Annotated in this window: 17 protein-coding genes and 1 pseudogene; 12 read left to right on the top strand and 6 right to left on the bottom strand. The window is 61.2% G+C overall.

Translation table 11 applies throughout. The features are described from left to right. The 11 genes and pseudogenes from GPA21_RS13805 to GPA21_RS13755 all read left to right on the top strand — a co-directional run. Window positions 1–300 (top strand): annotated as a pseudogene (locus tag GPA21_RS13805) (serine O-acetyltransferase); the annotation flags it as partial. A 100-nt stretch (window positions 301–400) separates the two neighbouring features. After that, entirely contained in the window at window positions 401–883 is a 483-nt protein-coding gene (iscR, locus tag GPA21_RS13800; RefSeq protein WP_168988724.1) for a Fe-S cluster assembly transcriptional regulator IscR, read from the top strand. A gap of 20 nt (window positions 884–903) precedes the next feature. After that, window positions 904–2,058 (top strand): cysteine desulfurase family protein, encoded by a 1,155-nt coding sequence (locus GPA21_RS13795; RefSeq protein ID WP_211163601.1) that lies wholly within the window; start codon window positions 904–906, stop codon window positions 2,056–2,058. A gap of 27 nt (window positions 2,059–2,085) precedes the next feature. Continuing rightward, complete coding sequence (locus GPA21_RS13790) at window positions 2,086–3,297, top strand: IscS subfamily cysteine desulfurase (RefSeq protein ID WP_168988723.1); 1,212 nt, start codon at window positions 2,086–2,088, stop codon at window positions 3,295–3,297. 30 nt (window positions 3,298–3,327) lie between these two features. After that, entirely contained in the window at window positions 3,328–3,711 is a 384-nt protein-coding gene (gene iscU, locus GPA21_RS13785) for a Fe-S cluster assembly scaffold IscU (protein ID WP_168988722.1), read from the top strand. Between the two features lie 10 nt (window positions 3,712–3,721). Next, window positions 3,722–4,045: an iron-sulfur cluster assembly protein IscA gene (gene iscA / locus GPA21_RS13780; RefSeq protein ID WP_168988721.1), complete on the top strand. Its 324-nt coding sequence runs from the start codon at window positions 3,722–3,724 to the stop codon at window positions 4,043–4,045. Window positions 4,046–4,061: 16 nt separating this feature from the next. Next, entirely contained in the window at window positions 4,062–4,595 is a 534-nt protein-coding gene (gene hscB, locus GPA21_RS13775) for a Fe-S protein assembly co-chaperone HscB (protein ID WP_168988720.1), read from the top strand. Next, window positions 4,595–6,463, top strand: coding sequence for a Fe-S protein assembly chaperone HscA (gene hscA, locus GPA21_RS13770; protein ID WP_168988719.1), 1,869 nt, complete (start codon window positions 4,595–4,597; stop codon window positions 6,461–6,463). The genes hscB and hscA overlap by 1 nt, the downstream gene beginning before the upstream one ends. Continuing rightward, on the top strand, window positions 6,460–6,801 hold the full coding sequence (fdx, locus tag GPA21_RS13765; protein ID WP_168988718.1) for an ISC system 2Fe-2S type ferredoxin: 342 nt from the start codon (window positions 6,460–6,462) through the stop codon (window positions 6,799–6,801). The genes hscA and fdx overlap by 4 nt, the downstream gene beginning before the upstream one ends. Next, complete coding sequence (iscX, locus tag GPA21_RS13760; RefSeq protein WP_168988717.1) at window positions 6,801–6,995, top strand: Fe-S cluster assembly protein IscX; 195 nt, start codon at window positions 6,801–6,803, stop codon at window positions 6,993–6,995. Before fdx ends, iscX begins: the two co-directional genes overlap by 1 nt. A gap of 4 nt (window positions 6,996–6,999) precedes the next feature. Continuing rightward, complete coding sequence (locus GPA21_RS13755) at window positions 7,000–7,479, top strand: glutathione peroxidase (RefSeq protein ID WP_168988716.1); 480 nt, start codon at window positions 7,000–7,002, stop codon at window positions 7,477–7,479. A gap of 8 nt (window positions 7,480–7,487) precedes the next feature. Here GPA21_RS13755 and GPA21_RS13750 read toward each other — a convergent pair whose 3' ends face one another. The 6 genes from GPA21_RS13750 to dapC form a co-directional block, all read right to left on the bottom strand. Beyond that, a complete protein-coding gene (locus GPA21_RS13750; protein ID WP_168988715.1) occupies window positions 7,488–7,925 on the bottom strand; it encodes a response regulator in 438 nt (145 codons plus the stop codon). 27 nt (window positions 7,926–7,952) lie between these two features. After that, window positions 7,953–8,900 (bottom strand): 50S ribosomal protein L3 N(5)-glutamine methyltransferase, encoded by a 948-nt coding sequence (gene prmB, locus GPA21_RS13745; RefSeq protein ID WP_168988714.1) that lies wholly within the window; start codon window positions 8,898–8,900, stop codon window positions 7,953–7,955. 1 nt (window position 8,901) lies between these two features. Beyond that, entirely contained in the window at window positions 8,902–10,053 is a 1,152-nt protein-coding gene (dapE, locus tag GPA21_RS13740; RefSeq protein WP_168988713.1) for a succinyl-diaminopimelate desuccinylase, read from the bottom strand. A gap of 65 nt (window positions 10,054–10,118) precedes the next feature. Then, on the bottom strand, window positions 10,119–11,309 hold the full coding sequence (locus GPA21_RS13735; protein ID WP_168988712.1) for a PilT/PilU family type 4a pilus ATPase: 1,191 nt from the start codon (window positions 11,307–11,309) through the stop codon (window positions 10,119–10,121). Between the two features lie 68 nt (window positions 11,310–11,377). Further along, window positions 11,378–12,199, bottom strand: a complete 822-nt coding sequence (dapD, locus tag GPA21_RS13730) for a 2,3,4,5-tetrahydropyridine-2,6-dicarboxylate N-succinyltransferase (RefSeq protein WP_168988711.1) — start codon at window positions 12,197–12,199, stop codon at window positions 11,378–11,380. 23 nt (window positions 12,200–12,222) lie between these two features. Continuing rightward, a complete protein-coding gene (gene dapC / locus GPA21_RS13725; RefSeq protein ID WP_168988725.1) occupies window positions 12,223–13,416 on the bottom strand; it encodes a succinyldiaminopimelate transaminase in 1,194 nt (397 codons plus the stop codon). Between the two features lie 105 nt (window positions 13,417–13,521). Here dapC and smc point away from each other — a divergent pair. After that, window positions 13,522–16,579, top strand: a 3,058-nt coding sequence (smc, locus tag GPA21_RS13720; RefSeq protein ID WP_168988710.1) for a chromosome segregation protein SMC, incomplete at its 3' end; no start/stop codon positions are given.

The following is a 16,579-nucleotide window of genomic DNA, read 5'->3' as shown; positions in this document are numbered from 1 at the left end:
GCGGGATTCACTGCGGTTGGTAATCCGGCGCGACTCATCGACCCGAACAAGGGTGTCGACCGGGACGAAGAGCGTGAGCGCAAGGCCGCGCAAATGGGCTTCTCGGCCTATGGTGTGACCCGCGAAATGGACGACCCGATGGCCAAGGCCCTGCATGGTCTGCTCGATCATGCGGTCGAGACCGACCGGCGACTTCAGGTGTTGATCGAACGCATCGAGAAGGCCGGGATACACCTTGATGAAACGGTGGATAGGTCGGACGACTTCGACGCTCAGAAGCTGTCGAAAATGGTTGATTGAGAGCTTGGCAAAGTAGTTGACCGTTTTTGTCGGGAACTATATAGTCGAGTGAAACGTTAAGGTATTCAATCAACGTCGCTCCCGACGCAAGGATGGCAATATGAGACTGACCACTAAAGGTAGATTTGCGGTAACCGCGATGATCGATCTGGCCGCCCGCGAGGTTGACGGTCCGGTCACTTTGGCTGGTATAGCGGAACGTCAGCGCATCTCACTGTCTTATCTCGAGCAACTGTTCGGCAAGCTTCGTCGCTACAAGCTCGTGAGCAGCGTGCGTGGTCCAGGTGGTGGCTACCGGCTGGCGCGCAAGGTTGATGAGATCACAGTCGCCGACATTATCATCGCAGTGGATGAACCTCTCGATGCGACTCAGTGTGGCGGCAAAGAGAATTGCCACGATGAGCATCGCTGCATGACGCACGATCTGTGGGCAAACCTCAACAAGCGCATGTATGAGTACCTCGACTCTGTGTCGCTTGGCGCGTTGGTGCGTCAGCAGGTCAAACCGGATCCCAATATGAGCGTGCTCAAGGATGTGCGGCGCCGTGCGACGATCTCCCTGCGTCAGAGCGTGACGGCCTGAGGCAACAGGACGAAGCGATCATGTTTGCGCCGACCTACCTCGACTGGAACGCCAGCGCGCCGTTGCATCCGGCAGTGCGTGAGGCGATGCTGCCGTGGCTCGGGGCGCGCTTTGGCAATGCCTCGAGTCGTCACGAGTATGGTCGCCGGGCACGTGAGGCAATTGACGAGGCGCGTGCGAAAGTCGCGGCCGCTGTCGGAGCGCATTCGACCGAGGTGGTGTTCACCAGCGGCGGTTCCGAATCGAACAATCTGTTCATCAAAGGCGTCGCAGCGCTGACCAAGCCCGGGCTGATCGCGATTGGGGCGGTGGAGCATCCCTGTGTCCGCGAGCCGGCGCGACAACTGCGCCGCGTTGGTTGGACAGTGCGCGAGATCAAGGTGGACCGCGAGGGTCGAATCAACCGCGCCGATTGGCTTGAGATCGTCGCCGAGCATCCGGCGCTGGTGTCGGTGATGCTCGCCAACAACGAAAGCGGTGTGGTGCAGGACGTCGCGAGTCTGGCGGCTGAAGCGCCCCGCGCTGCGACCTGGTTTCACACCGACGCAGTCCAGGCATTCGGCAAGATGCCACTGCGGTTTCGCGAACTTGGTGTTCATGGCATGACGCTGTCGGCGCACAAGATTGGGGGGCCGCTCGGTGCCGGTGCGCTGGTGCTCGACAAGCGGGTTGAAGTTGCACCCTTGATTGCCGGAGGCGGTCAGGAAAGAGGTTTGCGTTCGGGAACCGAGAACGTTGCAGCGATTGTGGGCTTTGGCGTTGCGGCCGAACTGGCGGCAGACTCGGTCGCTGCAGAGGCACAACGGCTGGGGCGACTGCGCGAACGGCTGGAAGCCCATATTGGCAACAGCGGTGCGCGGGTCTTTTCGAATGGTGCGCCGCGTTTGCCGAACACGAGCTTTTTCGCTGTACCGGGGATTGATGGTGAAACCCTGGTTGCCAAGCTGGATCGGGCCGGGTTTGCCTGCGCGAGCGGCTCAGCCTGTTCGAGTGCCAATCCCGAGCCGTCGCACACTCTGCTGGCGATGGGTGTCGATCCGGTGATCGCGCGTAACGCGGTGCGCATCAGTCTGGGTCGGGACACGACTGAAGATGACATCGAACGCTTTGCTGCCGCGTTCGAGTTGGTTGTTGCGGAATTAAAGAATCTGACCGCGATTGCGGTTCATGGTTGAAAACAAATTGGCGTACGGAGAGACCCCATGATGAAGTTTCCGATCTATCTCGACTATTCGGCCACCACCCCGGTGGATCCGCGGGTCGCGGCGAAGATGATTCCCTGGTTGACCGAGCATTTCGGTAACCCGGCGAGCCGCTCGCATGCCTACGGCTGGGAAGCAGAGAAGGCCGTCGAAGATGCGCGCGCCGAGGTGGCCACCCTGGTCGGGGCAGACTCGAAGGAGATCATCTGGACCTCGGGCGCCACCGAATCGAACAATCTCGCGATCAAGGGTGCGGCGCAGTTCTACAAGAGCAAGGGCAAGCACCTGATCACCCTCAAGACCGAACATAAGGCGGTGCTGGACACAGTGCGTGAGCTGGAGCGCCAGGGTTTCGAGGCGACTTATCTCGACGTTCAGGAGAACGGTCTGGTCGATCTGGATGCGCTGCGTGCGGCCATCCGGCCCGACACCATCGTCGTGTCGGTGATGATGGTCAATAACGAAATCGGCGTCATCCAGCCGATCGCCGAGATCGGTGAGCTTTGCCGCGAGAAGGGTATCGTCTTTCATGTCGACGCTGCCCAGGCAACCGGCAAGGTGGCGATCGACCTGAGCGCGCTCAAAGTCGATCTGATGTCATTTTCGGCACACAAGACATACGGCCCCAAGGGTGTCGGCGCGCTTTACGTACGACGCAAGCCGAGGGTGCGTCTCGAGGCTCAGATGCACGGCGGTGGCCACGAGAGAGGCTTGCGCTCGGGCACGCTTGCAACCCACCAGATCGTCGGTATGGGCGAGGCATTCCGGATTGCGCGCGAGGAGATGGGTGCGGAGAACGAACGTATCCGCATGCTTCGTGACAAGCTGCTCAGCGGCCTGCAAGACATCGAGGCGGTGTTTGTGAATGGCGACCTTGACAGCCGGGTGCCGCACAACCTCAACATTTCCTTCGCCTATGTCGAGGGCGAGTCGCTGATCATGGCGATCAAGGACATCGCGGTGTCGTCGGGTTCGGCCTGCACGTCGGCAAGTCTGGAGCCGTCCTATGTGCTGCGTGCGCTGGGGCGCAACGACGAACTGGCGCACAGTTCCATTCGCTTCAGCATTGGCCGCTTCACGACGGAAGAAGAAGTCGACTACACAATCAAGCTGCTGCACGAAAAGATCGGTAAGCTTCGCGAACTCTCTCCTCTGTGGGAAATGGTTCAGGAAGGTGTGGATCTGAATACCGTGCAGTGGGCTGCTCACTGAAAATACAACGGAGAGACTAGGAGAACTATCATGGCTTACAGTGAAAAAGTCCTCGACCATTACGAAAACCCCCGCAACGTGGGCTCCTTCACCAAGGATGACGAAGGTGTCGGCACCGGCATGGTCGGTGCCCCGGCCTGTGGTGACGTGATGAAGTTACAGATCAAGGTCGGTTCGGACGGCGTTATTGAAGACGCGCGCTTCAAGACCTATGGTTGCGGTTCGGCCATCGCGTCGAGCTCGCTCGTAACCGAGTGGGTCAAGGGCAAGACAGTGGATCAGGCACTCGAGATCAAGAACACCCAGATCGCCGAGGAGCTGGCGTTGCCGCCGGTGAAGATCCACTGCTCGATTCTTGCCGAGGATGCGATCAAGGCGGCTGTTGCCGACTACAAAAAGAAGCACGAGGCCTGAGGAGTCCGAAATGAGCGTCACCCTGAGCGAAAGTGCTGCGAAACACGTAGCCAACTTCATCTCCAAGCGGGGCAAGGGCGTCGGCATTCGACTTGGCGTGCGGACCTCTGGCTGCTCCGGCATGGCCTACAAGCTGGAGTTCGCCGACGAGGCGCTCGATGAAGACGTCGTGTTTGAGTGCCACGGCGTCAAGGTGCTGGTCGATCCCAAGAGCCTGCCTTATCTTGAGGGTACCGAGCTGGATTTCGTCCGCGAAGGCCTCAACGAGGGTTTCCGTTTCAGAAACCCGAACGTCAAGGACGAGTGCGGTTGCGGCGAGAGCTTCAACGTCTGATCTGACAAGGACGCCGATGACGATCGACCTTCAGCAGGATTTCTTCGCGCTGTTTGGCCTGCCACGCCGCTTCGAGGTCGACGAACTGGCGCTCGAGTCTGCGTATCACGACTTGCATGCACGCGTGCATCCGGATCGGCACGCGCATCTGCCCGACGCGGACAAGCGTCGGGCGATGCAGTGGGCGACTCAGGTCAACGAGGCGTTTCGAACGCTGCGCAAGCCTTTGTCTCGCGCCCTGTATCTTCTCGAACTGGGTGGCGTGGACGCGGGCCTTGAGACCAATACCGCGATGTCGCCCGAGTTTCTGATGGAGCAGATGGAATGGCGGGAGGCGGTCGAGGAGGCGCGCGAGGCAGCCGATGTCGAAGAACTGGAGAAGCTCCATCAGCGTCTCCGCTCGGCGGGGAAGGATTTGTACGGCAAGCTTCAGCAAAGCTTTGATGCAGACCGCGACCTGTCTACGGCGGCGGAGACCGCGCGCCGCCTGATGTTCATGGAAAAACTTCAGCACGAAATTGACAACGCCCTCGAGGCGCTTGAGGACTGATGGCACTATTGCAAATCGCCGAACCCGGCATGGGCACCGAGCCGCACAAGCATCGCCTGGCTGCCGGTATCGATCTCGGAACCACGAACTCTCTGGTGGCGACCGTGCGCAATGGCATCTCGGTGTGTCTGCCGGACGATACCGGAGCGACCATGTTGCCGTCCGTGGTCCGCTATCTCGGCGATGGTTCGATACAGGTCGGAAAGCAGGCATTGCTGGCGCATGCCAGTGACCCGAGGAATACCATTCTTTCGGTCAAACGATTCATGGGGCGCGGGTTCAAGGATGTCGCGCACGTCGAGACCATGCCCTATGATTTCGTCGATACCGAAGGCATGGTACGTCTGCGCACCGTACAGGGCGTCAAGAGCCCGGTTGCGGTGTCGGCCGAGATTCTCAAGGTGCTCGCCACCCGAGCCGAGGCCAGTCTCGGCGGGCCGCTGACCGGTGTCGTGATCACTGTACCTGCCTATTTCGACGATGCTCAACGACAGGCAACCAAGGACGCGGCTCAGATCGCAGGACTGAATGTCTTGCGTCTGCTCAATGAGCCCACTGCGGCCGCAGTTGCATACGGTCTGGACAACGCGTCGGAAGGCTTGTACGCGGTGTATGACCTGGGAGGCGGGACCTTCGACCTGTCCATTCTCAAGCTGTCTCGCGGAATCTTTGAAGTGTTGGCGACCAATGGTGACAGTGCACTGGGTGGCGACGACTTCGATCATCGACTGTTCTGCTGGATACTCGACAAGGCACACATTTCACCGCCTTCGAGCCAGGACGCCCGCCGCTTGCTGATCAAGGCTCGCGAGGCGAAGGAGCTGCTTACCGCCTGCGAGGAGGCGAGAATCCATGTTCCGCTCGCCTCTGACGAAGAGGTCGATCTGACCATTACCCGGAAGGAGTTCGCTGAAATCACCGAGCATCTCGTGCGCAAGACGATTGCACCGATGCGCAAGGTGTTGCGCGATGCCGGGCTGTCGGCGGAAGACATCAAGGGTGTCGTGATGGTCGGCGGGGCGACCCGTATGCCGCACATCCAGCGTGCTGTCGCCGAATTCTTTGGTCAGGAACCATTGACCAATCTCGATCCGGACAAAGTGGTGGCCCTTGGTGCCGCGATTCAGGCCGATGTGCTCGCCGGCAACCGTCGCAACGAAGACGACTGGTTGTTGCTCGACGTCATTCCGCTGTCGCTGGGCCTGGAAACCATGGGTGGCTTGGTCGAGAAGGTGATTCAGCGTAATGCGACTTTGCCGATTGCACGTGCTCAGGAGTTCACGACTTTCAAGGACGGCCAGACTGCCATGGCCTTCCACGTCGTGCAGGGCGAACGTGAGCTCGTGCGCGATTGTCGCTCGCTGGCGCGTTTTGAACTGCGCGGCATCCCGCCGATGGCAGCCGGCGCGGCACGTATTCGGGTCACCTTTCAGGTGGATGCAGACGGCTTGTTGTCAGTCACCGCACGCGAAATGTCGTCCGGTGTGGAAGCCCATGTTTCAGTCAAGCCTTCCTACGGTTTGAGCGACGATGAGATTGCGACGATGCTCCATGACGGCATGGAACACGCCGCCGAGGACAAGAATGCCCGTGCGCTTCAGGAGCAGGTTTTCGAGGCTGAACGGCTGCTCGAGGCCACGACTCAGGCGCTCGTCGCCGATGGCGAACTCCTGAGCCCTGAGGAGCGCAAGCTGATAGACGAGGTGATGAGTCGTCTTCTTGAACTGAAGGCTGGCAGTGATCATCACGCGATCAGAAAGGGAATTGATGCGCTGGCGCGCGCGACCGACGATTTCGCCGCTCGCCGTATGGACAAGAGCGTTCGCGCCGCACTGGCTGGACGTAAACTCAACGAGATTGAAGCATGACCCAGATAGTCGTTCTCCCCCACGTAGAACTTTGCCCGGACGGTGCGGTTTTCGAAACAACACCGGGCGGAACGCTATGTGATGCCTTGCTTGATAACGGTATCGACATAGAACACGCGTGTGAGAAGTCCTGTGCCTGCACGACATGTCATGTCATTGTTCGGGAGGGTTTCGATTCGCTTGCCGAGGCAGAGGAGGAGGAAGAAGACTTGCTCGACAAGGCCTGGGGGCTCGAGCCGCAATCCCGCCTGTCCTGTCAGGCCGTCGTCGGCGATACGCCGCTGGTTGTGGAGATTCCACGCTATACGATCAACATGGCTCGTGAGGGCAAGCACTGATGAAATGGACTGAAGTCGAAGAGATCGCGATCCAGTTGTCCGAAGCGCATCCTGAGATCGATCCCACTCGTGTGAACTTCGTAGACCTCATGAATTGGGTCCTGGCGTTGCCAGAGTTCGACGACGACCCGGCACATTGCGGTGAGCGTATTCTGGAGGCGATCCAGCAGGCTTGGATCGACGAGGTTGCCTGACAGCATGAGCACGGTTTTCGATTTCGAACTCCGCGCCCTTGACGGCAAGCCTTTGCCACTGTCGGCTTACGCCGGGTCGGTGCTCCTCATCGTCAATACCGCGAGTCACTGTGGGTTTACGCCGCAGTATGCCGGGCTGCAAGCGCTCCATGAGCGGTTCGCCGACCGTGGGCTGGTCGTGATCGGGGTGCCCTGCAACCAGTTTGGTGGCCAGGAGCCAGGCAGCGAAACGGAGATCGCCGAATTCTGCCAGAGCCGTTACTCCGTTACTTTCCCCATGGCCGAGAAGGTCGAGGTGAATGGTCCGAATGCCAACCCCTTATTCGCTTATCTGACCAAGGCTGCGCCTGGTCTGGCCGGTACGACCGCAATAAAGTGGAACTTCACCAAGTTTCTGGTGGGACGCGACGGCAGACTGATCGAACGCTTCGCACCAACCACGTCGCCGGAGTCGCTTGCAAGCGCGATAGAAGCACTGCTCTGAATGCGCTGTCAGAGACTGCGCTCAGCGGGCTCGTTCAGCCCGAGCCAGTATTTGATGATGACATCGACGGATTCGACGAAGGCCTGGTAGTCGATGCGCTTGCGGACATAGCCATTGGCACCCAGTTGGTAGGCTTGCTGGATATCCCTCGGTTCGTTGGATGTGGTGAGGATGACAACCGGCGTCAGCGTGGTGTTCTCATCGGCGCGAATCCTGCGCAGCACCTCGAGGCCGTCGATACGCGGCAATTTCAGGTCGAGCAGTACCAGGGCAGGGCGTCTCGAAGCGGGGTTCTCTTCGGTTCCGAAAAGCGTATCGATCGCCTCGACGCCGTCGCGCGCGACCACGACCGGATTCTTTACCCCGGTCTTGCTGAAGGCGCGCAACGTCAGCGCCTCGTCATCGGGATTGTCTTCGACCAGGAGAATCGGGCGATCGTTGTGCATGTTCCACTCCATATCCGGACGGGGTGTTCAAACGGCGCCCGGGGGCAGATTCTCTTCAGTGATCAGAAATATGCAGTCTTCCACACCGCCTGCGGATAACCAGACCAGCGGTAGCTCGGGAAAGGCGGCATCCACAAGGGCGCGATTGTGCCCGACCTCGACAGCAAGGACACCCCCTGGTTTGAGGTGCTCGCGTGCCCCCGCAATGATTCTGCGGACCACGTCCATCCCGTCATCGCCGGCTGCCAGCGCCATGCGCGGTTCGTGCAGATACTCGGGTGGCAAGGCATCCATCGCCTCGCGGGTGACGTAGGGCGGATTGGAGATGATGAGATCGAAACGACGTTGCCTCATTCCACTGTAGACGTCGCTGCAGAGCAATTCGACCCGTTCTTCCAGTCCGTACGCGCTGACGTTGTCGCGTGCGACCGAGAGTGCATCTTCCGAGAGGTCGGCACCAACAACCTGGGCATTGGGAAAGACATGGCTCATGAGGATCGCCAGGCAGCCAGAGCCGGTGCACAGATCGAGTGCGTCGCTCACTCCATGTACGTCCTGGATCCAGGGTTCGAGACCGTCACCGAGCAGTTCGGCGAAGAATGAGCGCGGCACGATGACACGGGGGTCGACCTTGAAGCGGAAATCGCCGAGCCAGGCTTCGCCAGTCAGGTACGCAGCCGGCAGCCGTTCGTTGATGCGACGTTCGATCACCTCGAGCAACGCTTCGCGCTCCTCGCCGGTGATGCAGGCATCGAGGAAGGGTTCGAGGCGATCGAGTGGTAGATCGAGCGTATGCAGCAACAGCCACACCGCCTCGTCGTACGCATCCGCGCAACCGTGGCCGAAGAACAGTGATGCACGATTGAAACGGGTGACCGCGTAGCGAAGCCAGTCGCGCAGTGTCACGAGCTCGACCAGGGGCCCGTGCTCGTGTTCGTGCTCGTGGTCGGAGGTGTCCTGCATCAGGTCGGACATGTCATTGATTTCCATTCTTGAGCAGTGCGTTCAGTGTCCGCTCGTAGATCCGTGAAAGCGGTTCGATGGCCTCGACCGAGACACACTCGTTGACTTGGTGGATGGTCGCGTTGATCGGACCGAACTCGACGACTTCGGTACAAATGTCAGCGATAAACCGGCCGTCCGAGGTGCCGCCGGTGGTCGACAGCTCGGTCACGATTCCGGTTTCGTCGCGGATGGCGCCCGAGACTGCCTCGACCAGACGCCCACGGCCGGTGAGATAAGGTTTGCCCGAAAGGTGCCAGTCGATGTGGTACTCGAGCCCGTGCCGGTCAAGCACCTCGTGGGTGCGTTGTTTGAGTGACTCGGCCGAGCTGACCGATGCGAAGCGGAAGTTGAACAGTACCGTGCATTCGCCGGGAATGACGTTGTTGGCGCCAGTGCCAGCGTGAATGTTGGAGACCTGCCACGTAGTCGGCGGAAAGAACTCGTTGCCGTCGTCCCAGCGGATGGTCGTGAGTTCGGCAAGCGCCGGCGCAAGCTCGTGAATCGGGTTGCGGGCCAGATGCGGGTAGGCGACATGACCTTGCTGGCCGCGTACGGTGAGGGTGCCTGAAAGCGAGCCACGGCGCCCGTTCTTGATCATGTCCCCGAGATGCTTGACCGAGGTGGGTTCACCGACGATGCAGTAGTCCAGTCGCTCGTCACGAGCTGCAAGCGCTTCCACGACCTTGACGGTCCCATGTGTCGCCACGCCTTCTTCGTCTGAGGTCAGCAGCAGGGCAATGGAGCCGGTGTGGTCGGGATGGTTTTCGATGAAGCGCTCGATTGCAGTGACGAAGGCGGCCAGCGAGGTCTTCATGTCGGCCGCGCCCCGGCCGTAGAGCAGACCGTCACGAATGCTTGGGACGAAAGGGGGACTGTGCCAGCGTTCCGCTGGCCCGGGCGGTACCACGTCGGTGTGTCCGGCAAAGCACAGTAGCGGCGACGCGTCCCCACGGCGTGCCCAGAGGTTTGCCACACCGCCTGCATCTATGCGTTCAAGCTCGAATCCAAGCTTCTGCAGTCGGGCGGAAATGATATCCAGACAACCTGCGTCGTCCGGGGTCACCGAGTTTCTCTCGATCAGTTGTTTGGCAAGGGCCAGAGTTGGGGAGTCGATGTGGGTCATTATTATTTATTGACACCGCTCGACTGTTCGTCGAGCGAGTGTTATTTGTGAATGGATAACGTCCTCTACCGGCCTTCGTCATCGAGGTGGAGCGAAAACTCCTGAAACGAGGCGCCTTCGGAGTCAGTGGTTTCGAAGTCGACCGCGGCCACGCCCTTTCTGAGTGACTTCTGCTTATCCTCGGGCTCGGGGGTGCTGAGCTGTGCATTGTTGATGAGCCAGGACAGGTTGGTCGGGGAGTCGGCATTGCCGAGTGCTTCGTCCAGCGAGATAACCTTTTCCTGATAAAGCCGGAACAAGTCCTGCTCGAAGGTCTGCGACCCCGGGGCGAGACTTTGCTCCATTGCTTCCTTGATTTCGGTGAGATCACCACGTTCGATGAGATCGGCGATATGGCGCGTGTTCATCAGGATCTCGACTGCCGGTATGCGCTTGCCGTCAGGGCGTCGCACCAATCGTTGCGACATGATGCAACGCAATGCGACCGCAAGATCGAGATAGAGTAGCGAACGATTCTCGAGCGGAAAGAAGTTTACGATGCGGTTGAGCGCATGGTAGGCGTTGTTTGCGTGCAGTGTCGCGAGGCAGAGGTGGCCGGTTTGCGCATAGGCGAGCGCCGCCTGCATGGTTTCCCGGTCGCGGATCTCGCCGATCAGGATGCAGTCGGGAGCCTGTCGCATGGCGTTGCGCAGTGCTTCCTGCCAGCTTTGGGTATCGATGCCGACCTCGCGTTGGTTAACGACGGAGCGCCGGTGACGAAACAGGTACTCGATTGGATCCTCGACAGTCAGGATGTGGCCGGCCCGGCTCCGGTTGCGGTGGTCGATCATCGACGCAAGCGTCGTCGATTTACCTGAACCGGTCGATCCGACTACCAGCACCAGTCCGCGCTTCTCCATAACCACATCTGCGAGCACCGGCGGCAGGTTGAGCGAGTTCAAGGTGGGAATGTCGCCCTGGATGAAGCGCATCACGATGCTGATGCTGTTGCGTTGCCAGAATGCGTTGATCCGGAAATTGCCGATCCCCGTGATACCACGCGAAATGTTGAGCTCCTTGTCTCTCTCGAAAGCTTCGGCTTGCTCGGGAGCGATCAACTCGTAGAGCATCTTCCGGATCATCTCGTGATCCATCATCTGCTGGTTGATGGGCATCGTGTGGCCCTGGATCTTGATGTGGATCGGTGCGCCTGCGGTGATGTAGATGTCCGAGGCCTGCTTTTCCGCCATCAACTGAAAGAGCTTGTCGAAGATCATCTGGCGTCTCTCTGAAAAAATGGATCCAGGGTCAGAAGGCGGCAGGGCGAACCTGCCGCGTCGGGTTCTCAGGCGCCCCTGAGGAGTTCGTTGATGCCGGTCTTGGCGCGCGTCTGCGCGTCGACCTTCTTGACGATCACGGCGCAATAAAGACTGTACTTGCCGCAGGGCGACGGCAGGCTGCCAGGTACGACAACCGCGCCGGCCGGAACGCGTCCGTAGTGAATCTCGCCGGTTTCGCGATCGTAGATTTTGGTGCTTTGACCAATGTACACGCCCATCGACAGAACCGCGTTCTCTTCGATGATCACGCCTTCGACGACTTCCGAGCGGGCACCGACGAAGACGTTGTCTTCGATGATGACCGGGCCGGCCTGGATCGGCTCGAGGACGCCACCAATGCCGACGCCGCCGGACAGGTGCACGTTCTTGCCGATCTGTGCGCAGGAGCCCACGGTCGCCCACGTGTCAACCATCGATCCTTCATCGACATAGGCACCGATGTTGACGTAGGACGGCATCAGCACAACGTTGCGGGCGATGTAGCTGCCCTTGCGTGCCACCGCGGGCGGGACGACCCGGAAACCGCCGTCGAGAAACTGTGCAGGCGTGTAGTCGGCGAACTTGGTCGGGACCTTGTCGAAGTACTGGGTCGCCGCACCGGGCATGACTTCATTGTCGGCCAGCCGGAAGGAAATCAGCACGGCCTTCTTGACCCACTGGTTGACCACCCACAGGCCATCGCGCTTCTCGGCGACACGCAGCGAGCCGCTGTCCAGGCCGTTGATGACTGTCTGAACGGCGTCGCGAATCTCTGCGGGGGCACTGCTGGGGGAGAGCGTGGCTCGGTTCTCGAAAGCTTCGTCGATGATTCTTTGGAGTTCTTGCATTGGGGATTTCCGTTGTTGGAGGATCAGAGTGTCTTGCACATGGCAGCGATGCGTTCGGCGGCTTCGACGCATTCGGCAATGTCGGCTACCAGGGCGATGCGTACGAAACCCGCGCCGGGGTTCACGCCGTGTGCCTCTCGGGCGAGAAAGCTTCCCGGCAGGACGGTCACATTATATTCAGCCTGCAGCCGGCGCGCGAAGTCGGTATCCGAACCCGGCGTGCGCGCCCAGAGGTAGAACCCTGCCTCCGGTCGCTCGATGCCGAGCCAGGGCGACAGAATCGGGATGACTCGGTCGAATTTCTCGCGGTACAGGCGGCGGTTTTCCTCGACGTGGGTCTCGTCGTTCCAAGCGGCGACCGAGGCAGCTTGAATCGCCGTGCCCATGGCGCAGCCATGGTAAGTGCGGTAGCGGAGGAACTGTGCGAGTATGTTTGCGTCTCCGGCGACGAAGCCTGAGCGCAGACCGGGCACGTTGGAACGCTTCGACAGGCTGGAGAACATGACGATGTTGCGGAAATCGTCACGACCGACGCGCTGGGCGGCTTCCAGCGCACCGATTGGCGGCGCGGCATCGTCGAAGTAGATCTCCGAATAGCACTCGTCAGCGGCGATCACGAAGTCATGTCGGTCGGACAGGTCGAAAAGCTGTTCCCATTCTTCGAGCGACAACACACGCCCGGTAGGATTGCCGGGCGAGCAGACGTAAACGAGTTGCACGCCTTGCCACTCTTGCCCGGACATCGCGGCAAAACCTGAGGCAAAGCCGTCGTCCGGGAGGTTGTTGATGAACACCGGCTCGGCGCCCGCGAGGAGGGCGGCGCCTTCATAGATCTGATAGAAGGGGTTGGGGCACAGCACCTTCGCCCCCGGACGGCTGCCGTCGAGTATGCACTGGCCGAAGGCGAACAAGGCCTCGCGAGATCCCGTCACCGGCAGCACGTGACGCAAGGGGTCCAGTCCGGTAAGCGCGTAGCGTCGAACCAACCAGTCACCGATCGCGCCGCGCAAGGCATCGCCGCCGGCGGTCGTGGGGTAGATTGCGAGGCCGTCGAGATTGTCGGTGAGGGTCTGTTTGATGAACACCGGTGTCGGGTGGCGGGGTTCGCCAATTGACAGACGAATCGGACGCAGATCGGTCGTGTTCTCGATCCCGGCAAAAAGCCCACGAAGCTTTTCGAACGGGTAGGGGTGCAAGCGGTCGAGGTTGGGATTCACTTTGGATAGAAACAGGATGTCATCAGGTTCAGGCCCGAATGAGCCGGCAGGCATCGATGGTATCATGCGCGCCTCGCCCAAACGCTCCTGACTCCCTGTCCCCGCGTGCGTCTCTCCAAGCTCAAACTTGCCGGATTCAAGACTTTCGTCGACCCCACGACGGTGCTCGCGCCGGGTAATCTCGTGGGCGTGGTCGGGCCCAACGGTTGCGGCAAGTCGAACATTATCGACGCGGTACGCTGGGTGCTGGGCGAAACCCGCGCGAGCGCCCTGCGCGGCGAGTCGATGCAGGACGTGATCTTCAATGGCTCGACTACCCGCAAACCGGTGTCCCGGGCGAGTGTCGAGCTGGTGTTCGACAACGCTGACGGCAAGGCGTCCGGGCAATGGTCACGTTACGCCGAGATCTCGGTCAAGCGGGTGCTGGACCGAAGTGGCGAATCTTCCTACTTCATCAATAATGTCCATGTGCGCCGCAAGGACGTGATCGACCTTTTCCTCGGCACCGGCCTTGGACCGCGCGCCTACGCGATCATCGAGCAAGGGATGATCTCGCGCATCATCGAGGCCAAGCCCGAGGAGATACGAGGGTTTCTCGAAGAAGCCGCCGGGGTGACCAAGTACCGCGAGCGGCGCAGGGAGACCGAAGGCCGGCTGTCGGATGCGCGGGACAATCTCGCACGTCTCGATGACATCCGCACCGAACTGGGTGAGCGCATCGAGCATCTCGAGGCGCAGGCTCTTGTCGCCGCCAAGTATCGCGAACTCAGTCAGATGCTTGAGCAGCGCCAGCAATTGCTCTGGCTGCTCAAGCGCGAGCAGGCGCGGGGCGAGCTGGATGGGCATCGCACCGAGCTCGCGTCGCTGTCGAGCCAACTCGAGCTTGGCAGTGCGAAACTGCAGGAACTCGAAGGCGCTGTGGAACAGGCGCGCGAAGCGCATTTTGCGTCCGCAGAGGCAACGCATCAGGCGCAGGCGGATCTCTACGCCGCTGCAGGTGAGGTGCGACGGCTGGAGGCCGAGCTGCGCCATCTCCATGAGAGCCGCAACCGGATCGAAAAGCGGATCACGGAGCTGGACGCCGAGGAGGTGCATTGGTCATCAAGGCGCGAATCGTTGGTGAGCGACCGGGAGCGCTGGCTCGCGCTGGAAGAGAACGCTCGACTCAGGGTCGAGCGTTGCGAGGCTCGGCACGATGAAGTGAGCGAGCGACTTCCCGAAGCGGAGACGGCTCGCCAGGTCGCGGAGACCACGGTCAATGCGGCGCGCCGGGAGCTGGGGCAGACCGAGCAGCAGCTCAGGGTCGAGGAGACGCGTCGGGCGAGCGCCGTGCGGGCGCTTGATGCATTGGAGCAGCGCAAACTGCGGCTGCAGTCGGAGTCCGCGCAGATCGAAGGGCCGGACGAAGTCGCGGTGGCTACTCGTCAGGCCAGGGTCGAATCCCTCGAGGACAGTCTGCATGAGCTGCAAACACGGCTGGAAAGGGCACAACAGGGCCTGCCTGAAGCGCAAGCCAGCCTGAAGACAGCGCTCGACGAGGAGCGCGCGGTGCAGCGGCGCAGCACTGAGCACCGTGCCCGCCGCGATGCGCTTGCCCAACTTCAGGCGAAGGTGCAGTCGCAGGGCAAGCTTGGCGACTGGCTCAAACGGCACAAGCTCGAGGAGCTTCAGCCCCTGTGGCGAGGGCTTCGGGTGGCAGCAGGCTGGGAGGCTGCGGTAGAGGCAGTGCTGCGCGAACGTCTTGGTGCGCTCACCGGTGATGTCACGCCGGCCATCGATGCAGTGTTCGAACAGACACCACCCGAGTCCTTGGCGATTCTGCTCGCGAACGCTGACACGGACGCCGGGCGGCTTGCCGAACAGCCCGCGATTGCCGAGGGCGTGACGCCGCTGATCGATCATGTCGAGGTACTCGAACCTGAGATCGGGGCTGCGGTGAGGGCCTGGCTCGGAACTGCCTATGCTGTGGAGTCTCTGTCGTCATGGGTGGGCCGGCACGATCAGCTGCAACCGGGCATTGCCCTGGTGAGCCGGGACGGGCAGCTGCTCACACGCTCGGCACTGGTGCATCACAGCCCGGATAGCCGTACTCATGGCGTGATCGAACGGCAACGCGAGATCGACGCGCTCGATGCCTCGCTCGAGGTGCTCGAGCACGAGGCGGAGCAGGCGCACGGCAGCTTGCAGACTGCCGAAGGCATGGTCGCGGCGCTGTCGGAGGAACTGTCGAATCTGAGACGCGCAGTTCAGGCGGAGCAGCAGGCCTTGCACGCCGAGCAGGTGGAGCTGCTCAAGCTCAACCAGGCCATGCAGCGTGCCGAGGAGCGTCGCTCGCAGATCGGTCGCGATCTGAATGACCTGGCGCTGCAGCTTGCGACCGAAACGGACCACTTGACGCGTGCAGAAACCGAGCATGCACGATACGTCGAACTCGCCGAAATGCAGCGCCAGCGGCACGATTCGGCGCAGGAGGTCTTCGATGAGCGCGACCGGGCCTTGCGGGAGCTGCGCACGTTGGAGGCGGCCTCCGGGCGCGAGCTTCAGGAAGCCCGTTTTGCGGAGCGAGAATGCGCCGGCAAGCTCGAGGACGTGGCACGCAACCTGTTGCTCGCCGAGGAGCAGTTGGAGCGCATCGTCAACGAGCGCGCAGCCAGAGACCGCGAACTCGAAGCGACCGACAGCCATCGCTCTGCCGATGCGCTGCAGGAGGCGCTGACCCTCAGCACCTCCCGAGAGCAGGCGCTGGCCGCATGCAGAGACGCTCAGGAGCAGGCCGCGGCGCGATTGAAGTCGCTGGAGGAGTCCAGGCTGCGTTGCGAGCAGGAAGCCGCGCCGCAGCGGAACCGAATCGGCGAGCTCAGGCTCGCGGCGCAGGCGGCCGAGCTGGCAGCTGCCCAGTTCGACGAGCGTCTCAAGGAGTCCGACGCCGACGAGGCCGTGTTGCTGCCCTTGCTGGACGACACGATTCGCGAGGCCAGCCTGCAGCGCGAAGTGGCACGGCTGGGGCGGGAGATAGGGGAGCTCGGGCAGGTAAACCTGGCCGCGCTCGACGAGCTACGCACCGCGCAGGAGCGCAAGTCCTACCTCGACGCCCAGAATGATGACCTGACGCGGGCCATCGATACGCTGGAGGATGCGATTCGTCGCATCGACCGTGAGACCC

Source organism: Azoarcus taiwanensis (assembly GCF_012910885.1).
Classification (GTDB): Bacteria; Pseudomonadota; Gammaproteobacteria; order Burkholderiales; family Rhodocyclaceae; genus Azoarcus_F; species Azoarcus_F taiwanensis.
The sequence above is the reverse complement of the archived record's forward strand: the minus strand, read 5'-3'. Positions and strand labels throughout refer to the sequence as shown.

Coding starts and splice junctions, on each gene's coding strand:
- GPA21_RS13795 (WP_211163601.1), top strand. CDS start 904: ATGTTTGCGCCGACCTACCTCGACTGGAACGCCAGCGCGCCGTTGCAT.
- hscB (WP_168988720.1), top strand. CDS start 4,062: ATGACGATCGACCTTCAGCAGGATTTCTTCGCGCTGTTTGGCCTGCCA.
- iscU (WP_168988722.1), top strand. CDS start 3,328: ATGGCTTACAGTGAAAAAGTCCTCGACCATTACGAAAACCCCCGCAAC.
- fdx (WP_168988718.1), top strand. CDS start 6,460: ATGACCCAGATAGTCGTTCTCCCCCACGTAGAACTTTGCCCGGACGGT.
- iscA (WP_168988721.1), top strand. CDS start 3,722: ATGAGCGTCACCCTGAGCGAAAGTGCTGCGAAACACGTAGCCAACTTC.
- GPA21_RS13755 (WP_168988716.1), top strand. CDS start 7,000: ATGAGCACGGTTTTCGATTTCGAACTCCGCGCCCTTGACGGCAAGCCT.
- dapD (WP_168988711.1), bottom strand. CDS start 12,199: ATGCAAGAACTCCAAAGAATCATCGACGAAGCTTTCGAGAACCGAGCC.
- dapE (WP_168988713.1), bottom strand. CDS start 10,053: ATGACCCACATCGACTCCCCAACTCTGGCCCTTGCCAAACAACTGATC.
- hscA (WP_168988719.1), top strand. CDS start 4,595: ATGGCACTATTGCAAATCGCCGAACCCGGCATGGGCACCGAGCCGCAC.
- prmB (WP_168988714.1), bottom strand. CDS start 8,900: ATGTCCGACCTGATGCAGGACACCTCCGACCACGAGCACGAACACGAG.
- GPA21_RS13735 (WP_168988712.1), bottom strand. CDS start 11,309: ATGATCTTCGACAAGCTCTTTCAGTTGATGGCGGAAAAGCAGGCCTCG.
- GPA21_RS13750 (WP_168988715.1), bottom strand. CDS start 7,925: ATGCACAACGATCGCCCGATTCTCCTGGTCGAAGACAATCCCGATGAC.
- iscX (WP_168988717.1), top strand. CDS start 6,801: ATGAAATGGACTGAAGTCGAAGAGATCGCGATCCAGTTGTCCGAAGCG.
- GPA21_RS13790 (WP_168988723.1), top strand. CDS start 2,086: ATGATGAAGTTTCCGATCTATCTCGACTATTCGGCCACCACCCCGGTG.
- iscR (WP_168988724.1), top strand. CDS start 401: ATGAGACTGACCACTAAAGGTAGATTTGCGGTAACCGCGATGATCGAT.